At 72.1% G+C, this 17,284-nt stretch carries 17 protein-coding genes; 7 read left to right on the forward strand and 10 right to left on the reverse strand.

Translation table 11 applies throughout. From position 1 onward, the window contains the following. Complete coding sequence (locus AMY39116_RS0316615) at nt 1-1,158, forward strand: thiolase domain-containing protein (RefSeq protein ID WP_020418757.1); 1,158 nt, start codon at nt 1-3, stop codon at nt 1,156-1,158. Here AMY39116_RS0316615 and AMY39116_RS0316620 read toward each other — a convergent pair. Next, nucleotides 1,155-2,117: an IS481 family transposase gene (locus AMY39116_RS0316620; protein WP_027935982.1), complete on the reverse strand. Its 963-nt coding sequence runs from the start codon at nt 2,115-2,117 to the stop codon at nt 1,155-1,157. The two genes, AMY39116_RS0316615 and AMY39116_RS0316620, sit on opposite strands and share 4 nt — an antisense overlap. A gap of 119 nt (nt 2,118-2,236) precedes the next feature. Continuing rightward, a complete protein-coding gene (locus AMY39116_RS0316625; protein WP_027935983.1) occupies nt 2,237-3,181 on the reverse strand; it encodes a sigma-70 family RNA polymerase sigma factor in 945 nt (314 codons plus the stop codon). Nucleotides 3,182-3,263: 82 nt separating this feature from the next. On the opposite strand from AMY39116_RS0316625, the gene AMY39116_RS0316630 reads away from it, so the two are divergent. Beyond that, nucleotides 3,264-3,836 (forward strand): dihydrofolate reductase family protein, encoded by a 573-nt coding sequence (locus AMY39116_RS0316630; RefSeq protein ID WP_020418760.1) that lies wholly within the window; start codon nt 3,264-3,266, stop codon nt 3,834-3,836. Here the strand turns inward: AMY39116_RS0316630 and AMY39116_RS0316635 are convergent. Both AMY39116_RS0316635 and AMY39116_RS0316640 read right to left on the reverse strand, forming a co-directional pair. Further along, complete coding sequence (locus AMY39116_RS0316635) at nt 3,794-5,314, reverse strand: amidase (protein WP_020418761.1); 1,521 nt, start codon at nt 5,312-5,314, stop codon at nt 3,794-3,796. The two genes, AMY39116_RS0316630 and AMY39116_RS0316635, sit on opposite strands and share 43 nt — an antisense overlap. 43 nt (nt 5,315-5,357) lie before the next feature. Further along, nucleotides 5,358-6,584 carry a cytochrome P450 gene (locus AMY39116_RS0316640; protein ID WP_020418762.1) on the reverse strand — a complete coding sequence of 409 codons (1,227 nt, stop codon included), beginning with the start codon at nt 6,582-6,584 and terminating at the stop codon, nt 5,358-5,360. 221 nt (nt 6,585-6,805) lie between these two features. On the opposite strand from AMY39116_RS0316640, the gene AMY39116_RS0316645 reads away from it, so the two are divergent. After that, on the forward strand, nt 6,806-7,969 hold the full coding sequence (locus AMY39116_RS0316645; protein ID WP_020418763.1) for a steroid 3-ketoacyl-CoA thiolase: 1,164 nt from the start codon (nt 6,806-6,808) through the stop codon (nt 7,967-7,969). A 345-nt stretch (nt 7,970-8,314) separates the two neighbouring features. On the opposite strand, the gene AMY39116_RS0316650 is transcribed toward AMY39116_RS0316645, so the two are convergent. After that, complete coding sequence (locus AMY39116_RS0316650; protein ID WP_020418764.1) at nt 8,315-8,758, reverse strand: pyridoxamine 5'-phosphate oxidase family protein; 444 nt, start codon at nt 8,756-8,758, stop codon at nt 8,315-8,317. Between the two features lie 72 nt (nt 8,759-8,830). Between AMY39116_RS0316650 and AMY39116_RS0316655 the strand changes: the two genes are divergently transcribed. Beyond that, nucleotides 8,831-9,556, forward strand: coding sequence for a class I SAM-dependent methyltransferase (locus AMY39116_RS0316655; protein ID WP_020418765.1), 726 nt, complete (start codon nt 8,831-8,833; stop codon nt 9,554-9,556). Here the strand turns inward: AMY39116_RS0316655 and AMY39116_RS0316660 are convergent. Continuing rightward, nucleotides 9,553-10,410: a TIGR03620 family F420-dependent LLM class oxidoreductase gene (locus AMY39116_RS0316660; protein WP_020418766.1), complete on the reverse strand. Its 858-nt coding sequence runs from the start codon at nt 10,408-10,410 to the stop codon at nt 9,553-9,555. The genes AMY39116_RS0316655 and AMY39116_RS0316660 overlap by 4 nt on opposite strands. A gap of 90 nt (nt 10,411-10,500) precedes the next feature. On the opposite strand from AMY39116_RS0316660, the gene AMY39116_RS0316665 reads away from it, so the two are divergent. Then, on the forward strand, nt 10,501-11,361 hold the full coding sequence (locus AMY39116_RS0316665; protein WP_020418767.1) for a LysR family transcriptional regulator: 861 nt from the start codon (nt 10,501-10,503) through the stop codon (nt 11,359-11,361). An 11-nt stretch (nt 11,362-11,372) separates the two neighbouring features. Here AMY39116_RS0316665 and AMY39116_RS0316670 read toward each other — a convergent pair whose 3' ends face one another. Further along, nucleotides 11,373-11,771: a helix-turn-helix domain-containing protein gene (locus tag AMY39116_RS0316670; RefSeq protein ID WP_020418768.1), complete on the reverse strand. Its 399-nt coding sequence runs from the start codon at nt 11,769-11,771 to the stop codon at nt 11,373-11,375. A 121-nt stretch (nt 11,772-11,892) separates the two neighbouring features. Between AMY39116_RS0316670 and AMY39116_RS0316675 the strand changes: the two genes are divergently transcribed. Continuing rightward, nucleotides 11,893-12,744 carry an SDR family oxidoreductase gene (locus tag AMY39116_RS0316675; RefSeq protein ID WP_020418769.1) on the forward strand — a complete coding sequence of 284 codons (852 nt, stop codon included), beginning with the start codon at nt 11,893-11,895 and terminating at the stop codon, nt 12,742-12,744. A 49-nt stretch (nt 12,745-12,793) separates the two neighbouring features. Here the strand turns inward: AMY39116_RS0316675 and AMY39116_RS0316680 are convergent, their stop codons facing one another. Beyond that, nucleotides 12,794-13,444: a hypothetical protein gene (locus AMY39116_RS0316680; RefSeq protein WP_020418770.1), complete on the reverse strand. Its 651-nt coding sequence runs from the start codon at nt 13,442-13,444 to the stop codon at nt 12,794-12,796. Nucleotides 13,445-13,517: 73 nt separating this feature from the next. Here AMY39116_RS0316680 and AMY39116_RS0316685 point away from each other — a divergent pair, with 73 nt between their 5' ends. Continuing rightward, nucleotides 13,518-14,321 carry an alpha/beta fold hydrolase gene (locus tag AMY39116_RS0316685; protein ID WP_020418771.1) on the forward strand — a complete coding sequence of 268 codons (804 nt, stop codon included), beginning with the start codon at nt 13,518-13,520 and terminating at the stop codon, nt 14,319-14,321. A gap of 202 nt (nt 14,322-14,523) precedes the next feature. Here AMY39116_RS0316685 and AMY39116_RS0316690 read toward each other — a convergent pair whose 3' ends face one another. Both AMY39116_RS0316690 and AMY39116_RS0316695 read right to left on the reverse strand, forming a co-directional pair. Then, a complete protein-coding gene (locus AMY39116_RS0316690; RefSeq protein WP_020418772.1) occupies nt 14,524-15,744 on the reverse strand; it encodes an amidohydrolase family protein in 1,221 nt (406 codons plus the stop codon). Continuing rightward, complete coding sequence (locus tag AMY39116_RS0316695; RefSeq protein WP_027935984.1) at nt 15,741-16,940, reverse strand: M20 family metallopeptidase; 1,200 nt, start codon at nt 16,938-16,940, stop codon at nt 15,741-15,743. The genes AMY39116_RS0316690 and AMY39116_RS0316695 overlap by 4 nt, the downstream gene beginning before the upstream one ends. Between the last annotated feature and the right edge of the window lie 344 nt (nt 16,941-17,284).

Consider the following 17,284-nt stretch of genomic DNA (forward strand, 5'->3'; position numbering starts at 1 on the left):
ATGGCGAAGCAGCTCGCCGCGGTGCTCGGCACCGGGCAGACCCACCACCGGGCCAAGCGGACCGACGTGTCCATGCCCGGCCTGCTGCGGGAGGCGATCGACCGCGCGATGGCCGACGCGCAGGTGGAGTGGCCGGACATCGACGCGGTGGTCATCGGCAAGGCGCCGGACCTGTTCGAGGGCGTGATGATGCCCGAGCTGTTCCTGGCCGACGCGCTCGGCGCGACCGGGAAACCGTTGCTGCGCGTGCACACCGCCGGTTCGGTGGGCGGGTCGACGGCGCTGGTGGCGACGAGCCTGGTTCAGTCCGGCATCCACCGGCGGGTGCTGACGGTGGCGTTCGAGAAGCAGTCCGAGTCGAACGCGATGTGGGCGCTGTCGATCGCGCCGCCGTTCACGATGCCGGTCGGCGCGGGCGCGGGCGGGTACTTCGCGCCGCACGTGCGCTCCTACATCCGGCGGTCCGGCGCACCCGAGCACGTCGGGGCGATCGTCGCGGCGAAGGACCGGCAGAACGGGGCGCTGAACCCGTACGCGCACCTCAAGCAGCCGGACATCACGGTGGAGAAGGTGCGGGCCTCGCAGGTGCTGTGGGACCCGATCCGCTACGACGAGACCTGCCCGTCGTCGGACGGCGCGTGCGCGATGGTGATCGGCGACGAGGCCGCCGGCGACGCGGTGCAGGGCGCGGCGTGGGTGCACGCGACTGCGATGCGCACCGAGCCGACCACGTTCGCCGGCCGGGACCAGGTGAACCCGCAGGCGGGCCGGGAGGCCGCCGCGGCGCTGTGGCGCGAGGCCGGGATCAGTGATCCTCTGTCCGAAATAGACGCGGCGGAGATCTACGTGCCGTTCTCCTGGTTCGAGCCGATGTGGCTGGAGAACCTCGGTTTCATGCCCGAGGGCGAGGGGTGGAAGCTGACCGAGGCCGGGGAGACCGCGCTGACCGGGCGGTTGCCGGTGAACCCGTCGGGCGGCGTGCTGTCGTCGAACCCGATCGGGGCGTCCGGGATGCTGCGGTTCTCCGAGGCGGCGAAGCAGGTGATGGGCCGGGCGGGCGACTACCAGGTCGACGGCGCGCGCCGCGCGCTGGGCCACGCGTACGGCGGGGGCTCCCAGTACTTCGCGATGTGGGTGGTGGGCTCGGAGAAGCCCTAGATGTGTTGTTTGGTGAGGTTGGTTCCGCGGCTGGCTGGGGTGTGGCCGTCGATGCCGGTGTGGGGTCGGTGGTAGTTGTACCAGTGCAGCCAGTCGGGGAACGCTGTTTGGCGGTGGGTTTCTGAGGTGTAGGGCTGGTGGTAGGCCCATTCCTCGAGCAGGGTGCGGTGGAAGCGTTCGACCTTGCCGTTGGTTTGCGGGCGCCAGGGGCGGGTGAAGCGGCGTTGGATCCCGAGTTCGGCGCAGACCTGCTGCCAGGTGGTTTTGCGGTAGGCCATGGCGTTGTCGGTCAGGACGCGTTCGATGCTGATGCCGCGCTCGGCGAACCAGGCGTGCGCGCGGCGCAGGAAGCCGGCGCAGGTGACGGCTTTCTCGTCGGGCAGGGTTTCGGTGTAGGCCAGGCGGGAGTGGTCGTCGAGCGCGGTGTGCAGGAACAGGTAGGTGCCGCCGCGGGCGCGTACCTGATGCGCGCGACTGGCGGGGCGGCCCAGCATCTTGTGGCCACCGCCGTCGGGGATGCGGCCCAGCTTCTTGACATCGACGTGGACCAGCTCGCCCGGGCGGTCGCGTTCGTAACGGCGGATCGGCTCGCCGGTGGCCCGATCACACGCGGCCAGCGGCGGCAGGCCGTGACGGCGCAGGATCTGGTACACCGTGGAAGCGGCCACCGGGACGCGGGTGGCGATCCGCAGCGGCCCGATCCGGTGCTCGGTGCGCAGCGCCACCACCTGCGCTTCCACTTCCGGCGAGGTGCGGCCCGGGCTGTGGTGCGGGCGGCTGGACCGATCGACCATGCCCGCCGCGCCGTGCTCCCGGTAGCGGCCCACCCAGCGGGCGACGGTGGTGTGGGAGACCTGGAACCGTTCCGCCGCCCGACGCAGCGACCACCCCTGCTCCACGACACACCGGGCCAACCGCAGCCGGCCCGTGGGCGTCAATGGCGCGTTACGGTGGACCATCGAGGACCTCCTGGTAATCGGCGTTGATCTCGCAATCCACACCGAACCCGGAGGTCCTCACCCATATCAAGATCATCCTCAGCGTGTCAGCCCATCACCAACGTCCCCGAACAGCACACCTAGACGGCGGTGGGCAGATCGAAGGCCGCGAACACCGCCGGGTCCTGGAAGACGACCGTGCGGGTGATCCGCTCGCCGGCGACGGTGAACACCTGCAGTGTGTGCAGGCGGTGCCCGCCCGCGGGATCCGGGGCGTAGGCGGCCGCGGCCGGCTGGCCGTTCGCCCCGGTCGGGACCATCCGCCAGCCCACGCCGCGCATCGCGAACACCCGCCGGATGAACGCCGCGTAGTCGTCGCGGCCGCGGTACCACAGCGGCACCGGCGGCATCTCCAGCACGGCATCGTGGGTGAGCAGCTCGACCAGCGCGTCCACGTCGGCCGCCTCGAACGCTCGGACGTAGGCCTCCACGGTGCGGCGCGCAGCGGGGTCGCCGGACGGGGCGACGTCTTCGAGGGCCGCGACGGACAACCCCGCCCGCGCCCGCTGCAGGGCGCTGTTCACCGAAGCGACCGACGTGTCCAGCAGTCCGGCCACCTCGGCGGCGCTGAAAGCCAGGACCTCGCGCAGCACCCAGACGGCCCGCTGCCGCGGCGGCAGCGTCTGCATGGCCGCGACCAGCGCCAGCCGCATGCTGTCCCGCCGCACGGCCTGGTCCGCCGGATCGCCGAGCCGGGCGTCGGGGAAGGGCTGCAACCAGGGCACGTCGAAGGCCGGCCGCAGCGGCTCCCCCGGGTCGGTGCTGGGCGCGCCCAGCCCGGACGGGAGCGGCCGGCGCGCCTTGCCCGCCAGCGCGGTCAGGCACGCGTTGGTCGCGATGCGGTACAGCCAGGTGCGGATCGACGCCCGCCGCTCGTCGTAGCGCTCGCGGGCCTGCCACGCCCGCAACATGGTCTCCTGCACCAGGTCCTCGGCCTCGTGGACCGACCCGAGCATCCGGTAGCAGTACGCCAGCAGCTCCGCCCGGTGCGGTTCGGTCAGCGCTGCGAAATCCACCCTGGCCATCGCGATGAGTATGGCGGCACCCACCGGTATGTACCTCCGCCGGGCCACACCGGGGCCAGCAGAGGACAACCGAGGAGTGCGCATGGGCACGTTGATCGTCATCGAGTTCGTCACGCTGGACGGCGTCGTCGAGGACCCGGACGGATCCGGCGGCACACCGGGCGGCTGCTGGGCGTTCCGGCACGGCCCGGAGGCGGTGGCCGGCGACAAGTTCGGGCTCGGCGCGCTGCTCGACACCGGCGTGCTGCTGCTGGGCCGCATCACGTGGGAGCTGTTCGCGAAGCTCTGGCCGGGCCGGACCGACGAGTTCTCGGCGAAGATGAACGCCATCCCGAAGCTCGTCGTGTCCCGCTCGCTGACCAGCGCGGACGCGTGGCAGAACTCGTCCGTGCTCGACGGGGACCTGGCCTCGGCGGTGCGCGGGACGGACCGGGACCTCATCGTCACCGGCAGCATCGGCGTCGTGCACGCCCTCGCCGCCGAGAACCTCGTCGACGAGTACCGGCTCCTGGTGTTCCCGACGGCGCTCGGCACCGGGCGGCGGCTGTTCACCGCGCCCGCGGATCTGCGGCTGCACGCGGTCCGGCAGCAGGGCGCCGCCGCGCTCCTGACCTACCGGGCGGCGACCGGGAAACCGCCCACCTCCCGCTCATAAGCAGCCGCCACCCGGAGGCACATCGCGTCGTCGAAGCGGCGGCCCGCGATCATCAAGCCCGTCGGCAAGCCGTCCACCGGCGCGGCGGGCACCGAGATCGCCGGGTGGCCGCTCGCGTCGAAGGGTGCCGTGTTGCCGACCATCCCCAGCGCGTTGATCATCCGCTCCTCGCGCGTCGCGTCCGGGCCGGGCAGCGGCTTCGCCACGTACGGGACCGTCGGCAGCACCAGCACGTCCACCTCGGTCAGCGCCGCGTCGTAGCCGGCGCGCAGCTCCCACGCCAGCTCGCGCGCCATCGCGTAGTGGCGCATGTCGTAGCGTTCCGCGGCGTACGCGCCGGTGAGGATCATGGTCTTGAGCGTGTCCGACATGTCGTCGGCGTGCACGCGCCGCCCCTGCGCGAAGTGCACCATCAGCTCCGGGTCGTACCGGCCGGGCACGTTCATGCCGTAGCCGTTGCCGTCGATCATCTGGCGCGCCGTGCCGTCCGTGCCGATCACGGTCCACACGTCCAGCCCGTCGCGGTGCCACGGCACGCTGACCTCGGACACCACGGCGCCCGCCGCCGCGAGCCGGTCGGCCGCGGCGCGGACCGCGTCGTCGACGCCCGGTTCGGACATCGGCAGGCCGAACCCCTCGGTGAGCACGCCGACCCGCACGCCGCGGATGTCCTGCTCGACCGCGGCCAGGTAGTCCGGCGGCTCAGGTGTGCGGAACTGGCGCGGGTCGAAGCCGTCGTCACCGGCGAGGACGCTCAGCAGCAGCGCGGCGTCCCGGACCGTGCGGGTCATCGGGCCGAGGTGGTCGATCGTGGTTTCGATGGGGAACGCGCCGGTGTAGGGCACGAGGCCGTGCGTCGGCTTGTGCCCGACCACGCCGCAGAACGCCGCCGGCATCCGCACCGAACCGCCCTGGTCGCCGCCGATCGCGAAATCGGCCTCGCCGGCGGCGAGCAGGGCCGCATTGCCGGACGACGAGCCGCCGGCGTGCCGGGCGGGGTCCCACGGGTTGCGCACCGGACCGGAGGCGGAGGTGAAGCTGGACCCGGAGTAGCACAGGTCCTCGCACACCGCCTTGCCGACGATCGTGCCGCCCGCCGCGAGCACGCGGCTCACGACGGTCGCGTCCCGCCGCGGCACGAACCCCTCCACCGCGCGGGATCCGTTCATCATCGGCACCCCGGCGACCGCGATGTTGTCCTTGATCACGACCTCGCGGCCGCTCAGCGGACCGTCGCCGGTCGGCGCGATCCGGGTGCGCACGTACCACGCGCCCAGCGGGTTGTCCTCCGGCCACTCGTAATCGCGGTGCGGGGCGCTGGGCGCCGAGCGGGTGTACAGGCGCTCGACGGCCTCGTGGGCGGCGAGGTTGGCCTCCACGAGACCGGCGAAGGACTTGCGGTCGGCTTCGCCGAGGCGGAAGCCGTGACGGGCGGCGAGCTCGGCGAGTTCTTCCAGGGTGGGCGGGACGACGGGCACCGGGCACCTCCTGGCGACGAGGACCAGAGGTGCAGCGTAACCCCTATTCGTAGGCGACCCGGTAGTGCTTGATGCCGTTGAGCCAGCCCGACCGCAGCCGCTCCGGCGCCGCGATTTCGCGGATACCAGGCATTTCGTCGGCGATGGCGTTGAAGATCAGGTCGATCTCCAGGCGCGCGAGATTCGCCCCGATGCAGTAGTGCGAGCCGGTGCCGCCGAAGCCGACGTGCGGGTTCGGATCCCGCAGCACGTCGAACTTCTCGGGCTCGTCGAACACCTCGGGGTCGAAGTTGGCCGAGCTGTAGAACATGCCGACCCGGTCGCCCTTGCGGATGTGCTGGCCGCCCAGCTCGGTGTCGGCGGTCGCGGTGCGCTGGAAGGCGATCACCGGGGTGGCCCAGCGGACGATCTCGTCCGGCGCGGTCTTCGGTCGCTGCTCGCGGTAGAGCTCCCACTGGTCGGGGTGGTCGAGCATGGCCTTCATGCCGTGGGTGATGGCGTTTCGGGTGGTCTCGTTGCCCGCCACGGACAGCAGGATGACGAAGAACCCGAACTCCTCCGAGCTGAGCGACTCACCGTCCACATCGGCCTGGACGAGCTTGGTGACGATGTCGTCCATCGGGCACTTCCGGCGTTCCTCGGCCATGTTCCACGCGTAGCCGACGAGTTCGGCGGAGGCGGCGATCGGCTCGACGTCGTACTCCGGGTCGTCGTAGCCGATCATCTGGTTGGACCGGTCGAAGATCTTGCGGCGGTCCTCCTGCGGGATGCCGATCAGCTCGGCGATGGCCTGCAGCGGCAGCTCGCACGCGACGTCCTCGACGAAGTCGCCGGAGCCCTTCTTCTTCGCCTCGTGCACGATGCGCGCGGCGCGGTCGCGGAGGGTGTCCTCCAGGCGCGCGATGGCCCGGGGCGTGAAGCCCTTCGACACGATGCGGCGCAGCTTGGTGTGCTGGGGCGCGTCCATGTTGAGCAGGACGAGGCGGTTCGCGTCGAGCCCCTCGTCGGTCATGTTCTCGTCGAACCGGATGATCGCGAGCTTCTCCTGCGAGGAGTACAGCTCGCTGTCCTTCGACACGGTCTTGACGTCCTCGTGCCGGGTGACGACCCAGAACCCGTCGTCGCGGAAGCCCGCGCGGTTGTGCGGCTGCGCGTTCCACCAGACCGGCGCGGTCTTGCGGAGCTCGGCGAACTCCTCCAGCGGAAGCCTTGCCGCGATCAGGTCGGGGTCGGTGAAATCGAAGCCGGCGGGGATCAGGGGCGTGGCCACGGCTACCTCCCGAGGTGCCTCACGTCGTCGTGGAACACGTTCTAAACCCGATTAGAGCATACGGTGTTAACTAAGTCGAGAGGTTGAGTGAAACCCGTTTACTCGATCTTGAAAGCCCTGGTGGTCCGATTGGTCACCAAATGGCGGTTGACCTGGGTCACACTTGCTCAATATTGAAACAAGTTCTACTTTGAGTGGGAGCCGAGTGGAGGAGAGCTGCCGTGGGTGAACCCGTCATCGTCGAGGCCGTGCGGACCCCGATCGGGAAGCGGCGTGGCTGGCTGGCCGGGTTGCACGCGGCCGAGCTGCTGGGCGTGGCGCAGCGGGCGCTGGTCGAGCGGGCCGGGCTGGACGCCGCGATCGTGGAACAGGTTATCGGCGGTTGCGTGACGCAGGCAGGTGAGCAGTCGGGCAACGTGACGCGCACGGCGTGGCTGCACGCCGGCCTGCCGGAGACGACCGGCGCGACGACGATCGACGCGCAGTGCGGGTCGGCCCAGCAGGCCGCGCACCTGGTGGCCGGGTTGATCGCGGCAGACGCGATCGACGTCGGCATCGCGTGCGGGGTGGAGGCGATGAGCCGCATCCCGCTGGGCGCGAACCGCGGCGTGGACGCGGGCGCGCCGAAGCCCGCCTCGTGGGCGATCGACATGCCCAACCAGTACGGCGCGGCGGAGCGGATCGCCGAGCGGCGCGGCATCACCCGGGAGGACGTCGACCGGTTCGGGGTGGCGTCGCAGACCAAGGCGGCGACGGCGTGGGCGCAGGGCCGGTTCGACCGCGAGGTGGCGCCGGTGAAGGCGCCGGTGCTCGACGCGGAGGGCAGGCCCACCGGGGAGACCCGGCTGGTCACCCGCGACCAGGGTCTGCGCGACACCACGCTGGAGGGGCTGGCCCGGTTGAAGCCGGTGCTCGACGGTGGCGTGCACACCGCCGGCACGTCGTCCCAGATCTCCGACGGCGCGGCGGCCGTGCTGATCATGGACTCCGCGCGGGCGGCGGCGCTGGGCCTGCGCGCCCGGGCGCGGATCCGCGCGCAGGCACTGGTCGGCGCCGAGCCGTACTACCACCTGGACGGCCCGGTGCAGGCGACGTCGCGGGTGCTGTCGCGCGCCGGGATGGCGGTCGGTGATCTCGATGTGTTCGAGGTCAACGAAGCGTTCGCCTCGGTGGTGCTGTCCTGGCAGCAGGTGCACGAGCCGGATCCCGAGCGGGTGAACGTCAACGGCGGCGCCATCGCGCTGGGGCACCCGGTGGGCAGCACCGGCGCGCGCCTGTTGACGACGGCCCTGCACGAGCTGGAACGCCGCGACGGCGCGACCGCGCTGGTGACGATGTGCGCGGGCGGAGCGCTGTCGACGGCGACCATCCTGGAACGGCTGTAGGGCGCCTCGAGCCGAACCGACGGGGTGGTCGCCATCACAACTAACCCGGGGCCGCTGTAGCGCGGGCACGGGCTCCAGAGGCAACGCTCGCCCTGACCCGCATCCCGCAGCAGTCGCATGTCCCCGGCGCGGGAAAGGCTGACGGTGCACCACCGGCACGGCCGCCCACGGCCCGCCGACGGGCACCACGCCAACCCTCACGTCGGCCGCGTGCGGGGTGTCCTCGTACCTGGTCTCACGTGCGCTCGAAACGCACCACCTCCCGGCCCGGCCGCCCACGGCCCGCAGACGGGCACCACGCCAACCCTCACGTCGGCCGCGCGCGGGGTGTCCTCGTACCTGATCTCACGTGCGCTCGAAACGCACCACCTCCCGGCCCGGCCACCAGGTGGTCGCCACCAGCTTGTCGCCCTCGACCGTTGTCAGCACCGCCTGCTGGAGCTCCAGCCGGAAGAGGTGGCTCGGTTGCATGTCGCCCTGGATGGCGTCCAGGACGGCCTTCTCGGTGACCTCGATCGCGACCCCGGACAGCTTCGCGTCGCCCTCGCCGGACGGGAAAGCGTGCAGCGCGAACCGGCCGTCGCGCTGCAGGTCGCGCGCCTTGCGCGCACCCCACATCGACCCGATGTACAACTCGGGCTCCCGGAGGTCGACCTCGGTGCCGCTCACCCGGGGCGACCCGTCCCGCCGCAGCGTCGCCAGCACGTGCGTCTCCGCAGCCGTCAACCGCTCACGCACCGCCGCCGCCAGCGCCGGTGCCTGCTCTTCGAATTCCCGCCAGTTCGCCACGTCCGCAGTGTGACAGGGGGCACCGACAAAAACGGGACGCGCGGGGACCGCCGCCCGGCTAAGGTGCGTGCCGTGCCCGACGCGATCTTCGCCCACCCGCGCCTCGTCCAGGTCTACGACACCTTCGACGGCGAGCGCGACGACCTCGACCTGTACCTGTCGATCGCCGACGAGCTCGAGGCCGAACGCGTGCTGGACGTCGGTTGCGGCACGGGCAGCCTGGCCGTGCTCCTCGCCGCGAAGGGACGCACCGTCGTCGGCGTCGACCCGGCGGAGGCGTCGCTGGCGGTCGCCCGGACGAAGGACCCGGACGGGAACATCACCTGGATCCACGGCGACGCCACGGATCTGCCCCCGGCGGCCGGTGATCTCGCTGCCATGACGGGGAACGTCGCGCAGGTGTTCCTCACCGACGAAGACTGGGGCCGGACCCTCGCGGGTATCCGGACCGCGCTGCGCCCCGGCGGCCACTTCGTGTTCGAGACGCGCCGCCCGGAGCGGCGCGCCTGGGAGGACTGGGCCGCGGCGACCGCCCCGCTGGTGCTCGACGTGCCCGGCACCGGCCGCGTGGAGCGCCACATGGAGGTCACGGACGTCAGCCTGCCGCTGGTGTCGTTCCGCTTCACGTACCGGTTCCTGGCCGATGGCGAAGTGGTCACATCGGACTCGACGCTGCGGTTCCGCGAGCGCGACGAGGTCGAGGAAAGCCTCGCCGCACACGGGTTCCGCGTGGCCGACGTGCGGGACGCCCCGGACCGGCCCGGCATGGAGTTCGTGTTCCTCGCCCAGCGGGACTAGCTCTGGCGCCGCGGCCCCGGTTCACCACTGAGCTGCACCGCCTCCGCGATTTCGACGAGCGTGGCGATCGGGTCGTCGCCGAGGGGGTAGACGCCGACGTGGTCCGCGCCGGCCGCTCGATGGGCCAGCAGCCGGGTCGCCGTGGTGGCCGGGTCGCCGTGTGCGACGAGTGCGTCGATGAGCCGGTCGCTGCCCGCGCCGGATAGATCGTCCTCGGTGAAGCCGAGACGCCGGAGGTTGCTCGCGTAGTTGTGCACCCCCAGCGCGGTTCCGGGCGGCGCGGCCCGGGCGACGGCGCGGGCCCGGTTCACGTCCGGCTCGACGAGGGCGAAATGCCCGGGCAACAGCAGCTTCCCGGGGCCGAGGATCGAGCGGGCTCGCCGGGTGTGCTCCGGGGTGACCATGCCGGGAATGGCTCCGGCGGTGCGCTCCCCTGCCATGCGCAGCATCCGCGGCCCGAGCGCGGCCACCACGATGCGGCCGGGCGGCACGCCCGCACTGGCGAGCCGGTCCAGGTAGGACACCAGTGTGTCGTACGGGGAGGCGTATTCGGCGTGCACTTCGCGGTGGCCGATTCCGACGCCGAGCAGGAAGCGCCCGGGGTGCCTGGCTTCGATCCGGTGGTAGGAGGCCGCGACGGTGTCCGCGTCGGCGGTCCAGACGTTCACCACGCTCGTGCCGACGGTCAGCCGGGTGGTCGCGTCGAGCAGCTCCTCCGCGAGGGTGAGGTCCGCCGGAGGCGAGGCGTCCAGCCAGAGCGTGCCGTAGCCGGCGCGCTCCACCTCGATGGCGCGGTCCGGGTTCACTTCGTGCTCGCGCAGGTGCGCGCCGAGCAGACCGAGATCGATGTCCATGTCCCGACTCCACCACCAGGGCTCGCCGGGAACCAGAACCAAGGCTGCCGCACAGCGATAACCTCGAAGCATCGTCGCAGAGGAGACCGGGTGGAACTACGGGCGTTGCGGTACTTCGTCACAGTCGCCGACGAGCTGCACTTCGGCCGGGCCGCCGAGCGGCTGCACATCGCCCAGCCGGCGGTCAGCAGGCAGATCGCGGCACTGGAGCGCGAGCTGGGGGTCCGCCTCTTCGACCGCTCACCGCGCCTGGTCCGGCTGACCGAAGCGGGACACCGGGTGCTCGCCGTCGCGCGGGAGGCGCTCGCGGCCGCCGATCGGGTTCGGGTCGCGGCGCGCGAGCGGGCGGGTGTCATGCGCATCGGGACCGGCGCGGGGCAGTTCACCGCGCGGCTGGAACGCGGGATCGACGCGTTGCGGGAGAAGGCCCCGGGATTCGACGTCGTGCTCGTCGACCTGCCCCTGACCGCACGCTTGAACGCTCTGCGGCAGGGGGAGATCGACCTGGCCCTGGCGAGGGAAGTGCGTTCGGCGCCCGGGCTGCGGGTGTTGCCGAGCTGGACCGAGTCCCTGTTCGCGGTCGTGTCCACCCGGCACCCCGCCGCCGGGCGCGGGGCCGTCGGCGTTGCGGAACTGGCCGCCGGTCCCCTGAAGACCTCCGAGGACCACGATCTGTCGGTGCTCGGCGCGCTGCCGGACGTCGGACTCCAGGGACCACCGGCGCACCGCGCGGGGACGGTGCAGGACACGATCGTCGAGGTCGGCTCCGATCCACGCAGCTGGACCGTGTTGCCCGCCGACCAGGTGACCGAGATCCGCTCCACCCGGGTGCGCGCGATCCCGCTCGAGCCGCGAACGACGATCACGGGCAGCGTCGTCGTGCCGGACGACCTCCCGTGCTCCTGCGCGGCGGCCCACGTGACGGCCTTCGGCGACGCCACGGCCGCCTGATCCCAGGACGTCTAGCGCGCGACCGCCGACTTCGCCTCGTCGTAGGCCCGGCGCGCGGCCTCGACCTCCGGCACCCGGCCCTCGACCAGCTCGATCAGCTCCCGCAGGCGGCCGGCCACCTCGGCGCCCAGCGGCGTCAGGCTGTACTCGACGCGCGGCGGGATCGTCGGCTCGGCCTCGCGGTGCACGAAGCCGTCGCGTTCGAGCGCCTGCAGCGTCTGGGCCAGCATCTTCTCGCTGACGCCGTCCACCTTGCGGCGCAACGCGTTGAACCGGAACGGCCCCTCGGCGAGCGCGGCCAGCGCGAGCGTGCCCCAGCGCCCCGTCACGTGCTCCAGCACCCCGCGCGAGGTGCACGCGCGCGCGAAGACGTCGGCGACCAACTGGTCGTGCTCGGCGTCGCAACTCATGACACCGAGGATACCTGGTGGCCCCCACGATGCCTGGTGACGGTACTCACCCATGGTTGGCACTTTCCAGAAGTTAGTACTAACTTCAGCGGGGAGCAGTCGTCCGAGGAGGAGCGAAAACATGACCATCGTCGTCACCGGTGCCACCGGCCAGCTGGGCCGCCACGTCGTCGCCGGGTTGCGGGAGCAGCTGCCCGCCGGCCAGATCGTCGCCGCGGTGCGCAGCCCGGAGAAGGCCGCGGACCTGGGCGTCGAAGTTCGGGAGGCCGACTACGACCGGCCGGAGACGCTCGCGGCGGCGTTCGCCGGCGCCAGCAAGGTGCTGCTGATCTCGGGCAACGCTGTGGGCCACCGGGTTCCGCAGCACCAGGCCGTGGTGGACGCCGCGAAGGCCGCCGGTGTCACGCACCTGGTCTACACGAGCGCGCCGCACGCGGACGACACGCCGCTGGTGCTGGCGCCCGAGCACAAGGCGACCGAGGAGATCATCCGCGCGTCCGGCGTGCCGTTCACGATCCTGCGCAACAACTGGTACACCGAGAACTACGTGCAGAACGCCCAGCAGGCCATCGCGACCGGCGTGCTGATCGGCAGCGCCGGGGCGGGCCGCGTCGCGAGCGCCACGCGGGCCGACTTCGCCGCGGGCGCCGTTGCGGTCCTCACCGGCGAGGGGCACGAGGGAAAGGTGTACGAACTGGGCGGCGACGTCGCGTGGACGTTCGACGACCTCGCCGCCGAGATCTCCGCCATCGCGGGCAAGGAGATCCGCTACCGCGACCTGACCGCCGACGAGCACCGCGCGGCGCTGATCGAGGCCGGGCTGCCCGCGGAGACGGCCGGGTTCGTGGTGGCGCTGGACCAGAACATCGCCGAGGGCACGCTCGCGGAGGTGACCGGCGAGCTGTCGGCGCTGATCGGACGCCCGACGACCCCGCTGGGTGACGGTCTTGCCGCCGCGCTGAAGGAAGCCTGAGGAACGTCCACTGTGGAGGCTCCGGGATGGCGGAGCCCGTCGGAGGCATCTAGGCCTGGGGAGGCGTGACGTGTGAACCGGTCACGGTGCCGTCCGGCTGGACGCTGATCACCCTGCGTTCGACGGGTTCTGCCTCCGAAACTCGGCGCCCGGTGGGCTCCAGGTCGGGCTCGTCGAAGCAGATGAGTGTGTCCCAGCCGCTCGGGCGGACGGCGTACCCCCACGGGGCGGCGTCGGTCGCCGGTGTGCTGCTGCCACGGACCTCCGCCTTCTCTCCCACCAGACCGTCATCCCGTGCCGCGGGGCAGTCGAGGATCCGCACCAGATCGCCGGGTACGAAGCGGGGCGGCACGGCCGCTTCGGCGGGGCTGACGGTCACCCACTCGAGTTCCGGATGCAGGAGGGAAACCCGGCCGTGGCCCGGCCGCACCCAGGCCGGCCCGACCGGGCTGTCACGCCATCCCTCGGGCGCGAGCGCTCGGAGCGCCGCGATGCAGTCGCCGACCCGGCCGGCCGGCTCGAGCGTCGCGCGGAACTCCAGCAGTGTCTCGTCCTTGTAGTACCGGCCCAGGCTGGAAACATCCACGGCGCCGAACACGGCCAGCGCTCGGCCGAGCTGCTGTCCGACCTCGCCGGTCGGCGACGCGGCCCGGACCATGATCCGGAGAAAGGCCCGCCGGTAGCCGGGAAGGGAAGTCATCTCGGTTCCTCTCCACGGACGGCGACCACCGACCGTTGTCCGTCCATCGCGCCCGTTGTGCTTGACTGCGCCCATGATCTCGGAGAGCGGTGCGTGCCCGGTGCCGGACGGGGAATTGCACGTCGAGCGGAGCGGGGCCGGCCCGGCGCTGCTCCTGGTGCCCGGGGGAACCGGGGCGGCCGCCTCCTACCGGGCCCTCGCCGAGCAGCTCGCGAGCCACTACACCGTTCTCGGGTACGACCGGCGTGGGCACTTCGGCAGCACGGACTCCACGGACGGGCCGCTGACCGTCGCGCGGCACGCTGACGACGCGCGCGCCGTCGTCGAGCACTTCGGCTACAGCAAGGCTCTCGTGTTCGGCAGCAGCGCAGGCGGCCAGATCGGGCTGGAGCTCGCCGTCCGGCACCCGGACGTCGTCAGCGGGCTGGTCGTCCACGAGCCGCCTGCCGTGAACCTCCTGCCGGACGCCGACGAGTGGCTGGAGTTCGCCGAGGAGCAGGCCGCCCTCAGCGCGGACGGCGACGTCTTCGCGGCGTTCCAGGGGTTCCTCGGTTCCATCGCGGGCGCCGGGCTGCCCCCGCTGAAAACCGTGCGCCTGCCGCACGAACACGAGTGGCGCCTGCTGTTCGACCGCGAACTCGTCGGCTTCTACCGCTACCTGCCGGACATCGACGCTCTCCGCCGCGGCCCGGTGCCGATCGTTCTCACCGCGGGCGAAGGCAGCCGCGGCTACTACCACTACCGCCCGGCCCGCGCGCTCGCCCTCGAACTGGGCCTGCCGTTCGTCGAACTGCCCGGGGCGCACCTCGCCCCCCAGCGCAACGCGAAAGCGTTCGCCGAGGCTCTGAACACCGTTCTCGCCGACCTGGTCCTCTGACCACCACGCCGAAACCTGTCGAGTTCCTGTGAAAGCGGTCCGCGCGCCGAAACGCGCGCTATCCTGACTGCACACGGCCGGTGTCATCCTCCCCAGTTTCACACCGGCCGGTGCTCCGGCGCTTACCTCCCCCTCGGGCGCTGGAGCGAGGCCCCCGGGCCGCGCCTTCCTCCCCCAGTTTCGGCGCGGCCCGGGGGTCTTCTCACTTCTGCGAGCCGGGCGCGACCACGCGCACGCCGTCCTGCCACACCTCGCGGATCCGCCCCGGCAACGCGGCCAGGTCGTAGGCGTCGCCGGACACGACCACCAGGTCCGCGCGGAAACCCGGCTCCAGCCTGCCCAGCGAGTCGCCGAACCCGAGCAGCTCCGCGGCCGACGACGTGGACGCGGCGAGCACCTCGCCGGGGCTCATGCCGGCCGCCTGCATCAGCGGCAGCTCTTCGAGGTTCGTGCCGTGCGGGCCGACGCCGCTGTCGGTGCCCATCGCGATCTTCACCCCGGCTTCGACCGCGCGGCGCATCGACGACGCGTGCACCTCCGCCACGTCCTCGGCCTTGCGGATCATCTCGTCGGTCAGCGCCGCGCCCGCCCTGGCCGCGCGGATGACCGCGATCGGCGCGATCAGCGTCGGCACCAGCCACGTGCCGTGCGCGAGCATCAGTTCGATGGCCTCGTCGTCGAGGTAGATGCCGTGCTCGATGGACCGGATCCCGGCCCGCACCGCGTTCTTGATGCCCTCGGTGCCCTGCGCGTGCGCCATCACCGCCTTGCCCTGCATGGCGGCCTCGGCGACCAGGACGTCCAGCTCGGCCGGGGTGAACTGAGTGTGCCGCGGGTCGTCGCCGGGCGAGAGCACCCCGCCGGTCGTGCACACCTTGAGCACGTCGGCGCCCGCGCGCAGCAGCTCCCGCGCCGCCTTGCGCATCTCGTCCGGCCCGTCGACGACCGTGTGCGGGCGGCCGGGGTGCGGCAGCGTCAGCGGAACGCAGTGCCCCGAGGGCATCCAGTCGTCGCCGTGCCCGCCGGTCTGGCTGATGATGCCGATCGAGATCTCCAGCCGCGGGCCGCTGATCAGCCCGTCCGCCTGTGCCTTCTTGATGCCGAGGTCGGCGCCGCCCGCGTCGCGCACGGTGGTGATGCCCAGTTCGAGAGTGCTGCGCAGGTTCCGCGCCGCCTCGTAGAACTGGTAGGAAAACGGTTTCTGGAACAGCTTGATCAGGCTGATGTCGGACACCGTGACGTGCACGTGGCAGTCGAACAGCCCGGGCAGCAGCGTGGTGCCCGCGCAGTCGACGACCTCGTCGCCGTCCAGGCCGGTGCCGATCGCGGCGATGCGGCCGTCCTCGACCACCACGTCCGCGTCGAACGGGTCGCTGCCGGTGCCGTCGAAGACGCGGCCGCCTGCGAACAGGATCCGGGTCATGCGCGCGCTCCGCTCAACCGCCGCGCGGCCAGCGACGCGAGCAGCGCCGCGCCGTCGGCGACCACGCTGTCGTCGAACGATGCCTCCGGGGAATGGTTGTACGGCGCGGAGTCCGGGTCGTCGGCGAAGGTCGCCCCGAGGAACACGAACGCGCCGGGGACCCGGTCGAGCACGCGGGAGAAGTCCTCCGAACCGGTGACCGGATCCGGCGCCTCCGTGAACCGCTCCTCGCCGAACACCTCGCGCACCGTCTCGGCGACGAACTCGTGGCCGGCCGGGTCGTTGACGGTGACCGGGTACTCGGGCGAGTAGGTGACCTCGGCTTCCAGGCCGTGGGCGGCCGCGATGTCCCGGCACAGCGGGACGGCCAGCTCCGCGACCCGCTCCCGCGCCTCCTTCGAGAAGCTGCGGATGGTGGCCTCGAAGCGGGCTTCCGGCGGGATGATGTTGCGCTGGGTGCCCGCGTGGAACGTGCCGACGGTGACCACGACCGGGTCGAACACGCTGAACCGGCGGGTGACCATCGTCTGCAGCGCCGTCACCATCTCGCACGCGGCGGGCACCGGGTCGAGCGCCACGTGCGGCCGGGACCCATGCCCGCCTGCGCCGAGGACGCGGACGAACAACCCGTCGGCGGCGGCCATGATCGGGCCGGGGCGGGACACGAACCGGCCGCGCGGGATCATCGCCGACACCACGTGCAGCCCGTAGGCCTCGGCGACCGGGCGGCCCGCGGCGTCCAGGACGCCCTCGGCGATCATGTGCCCGGCGCCGTCGTGGCCCTCCTCGCCGGGCTGGAACATGAACACCACGTCCCCGGCCAGGCGGTCGCGGTGCGCGGACAGCAGCCGCGCGGCGCCGACGAGGCCGGCGGTGTGCAGGTCGTGCCCGCACGCGTGCATGCGCCCCTCGTGCCGCGAACTGAAGGCGGCGCCGGTGTTCTCGGTGACCGGCAGCGCGTCCATGTCGCCGCGCAGCAGCACGACATCGCCGTCGCCGCCCTGTCCGCGCAGCACCGCGGTGACCGACGAGAGCCCGGTGCCGGTGCTGATCTCCAGGGGCAGCCCGTCGAGGGCCTGGAGAACCGTCTCCTGGGTGCGGGGCAGGTCGAGGCCGAGTTCGGGCACCTGGTGGAGCGCGCGCCGCAGTGCCACGAGGTCGTCGGACATCGCGTGCGCGTCTTGCCTGAGATCCATTCCGGAAGCGTAACCGGAACGCGGGGTCTGCCCCAGCCACGCGAACACGGCCTCGCCCGGGCGATACACCCGTCCACCCCCGCGCACCTGCCGCGTCGCGATCTCGGGACCGGTCAGGTCGGCCGGCGCCGGGCCGATCGCGAGCGCGCCTGGGGCGAAACGCACCACCAGACCCGATTCCCGGGATTCGACGGTGCCGGTCAGCCGGTGGCCGATGAAACCGCACAGCGCATCGCGGTAGCCAGGTGCGCCGAAGCGCGTGGTGATTTCGCCGGTGTCGACCACCGGCCACACGGAGACGGTGCGAGAAGGTACTCCGCCACGCGGTCATCCTGACACAGGGG

The sequence above is a fragment of the Amycolatopsis sp. ATCC 39116 genome (assembly GCF_000231075.2).
GTDB classification, from domain to species: Bacteria; Actinomycetota; Actinomycetes; order Mycobacteriales; family Pseudonocardiaceae; genus Amycolatopsis_E; species Amycolatopsis_E tucumanensis.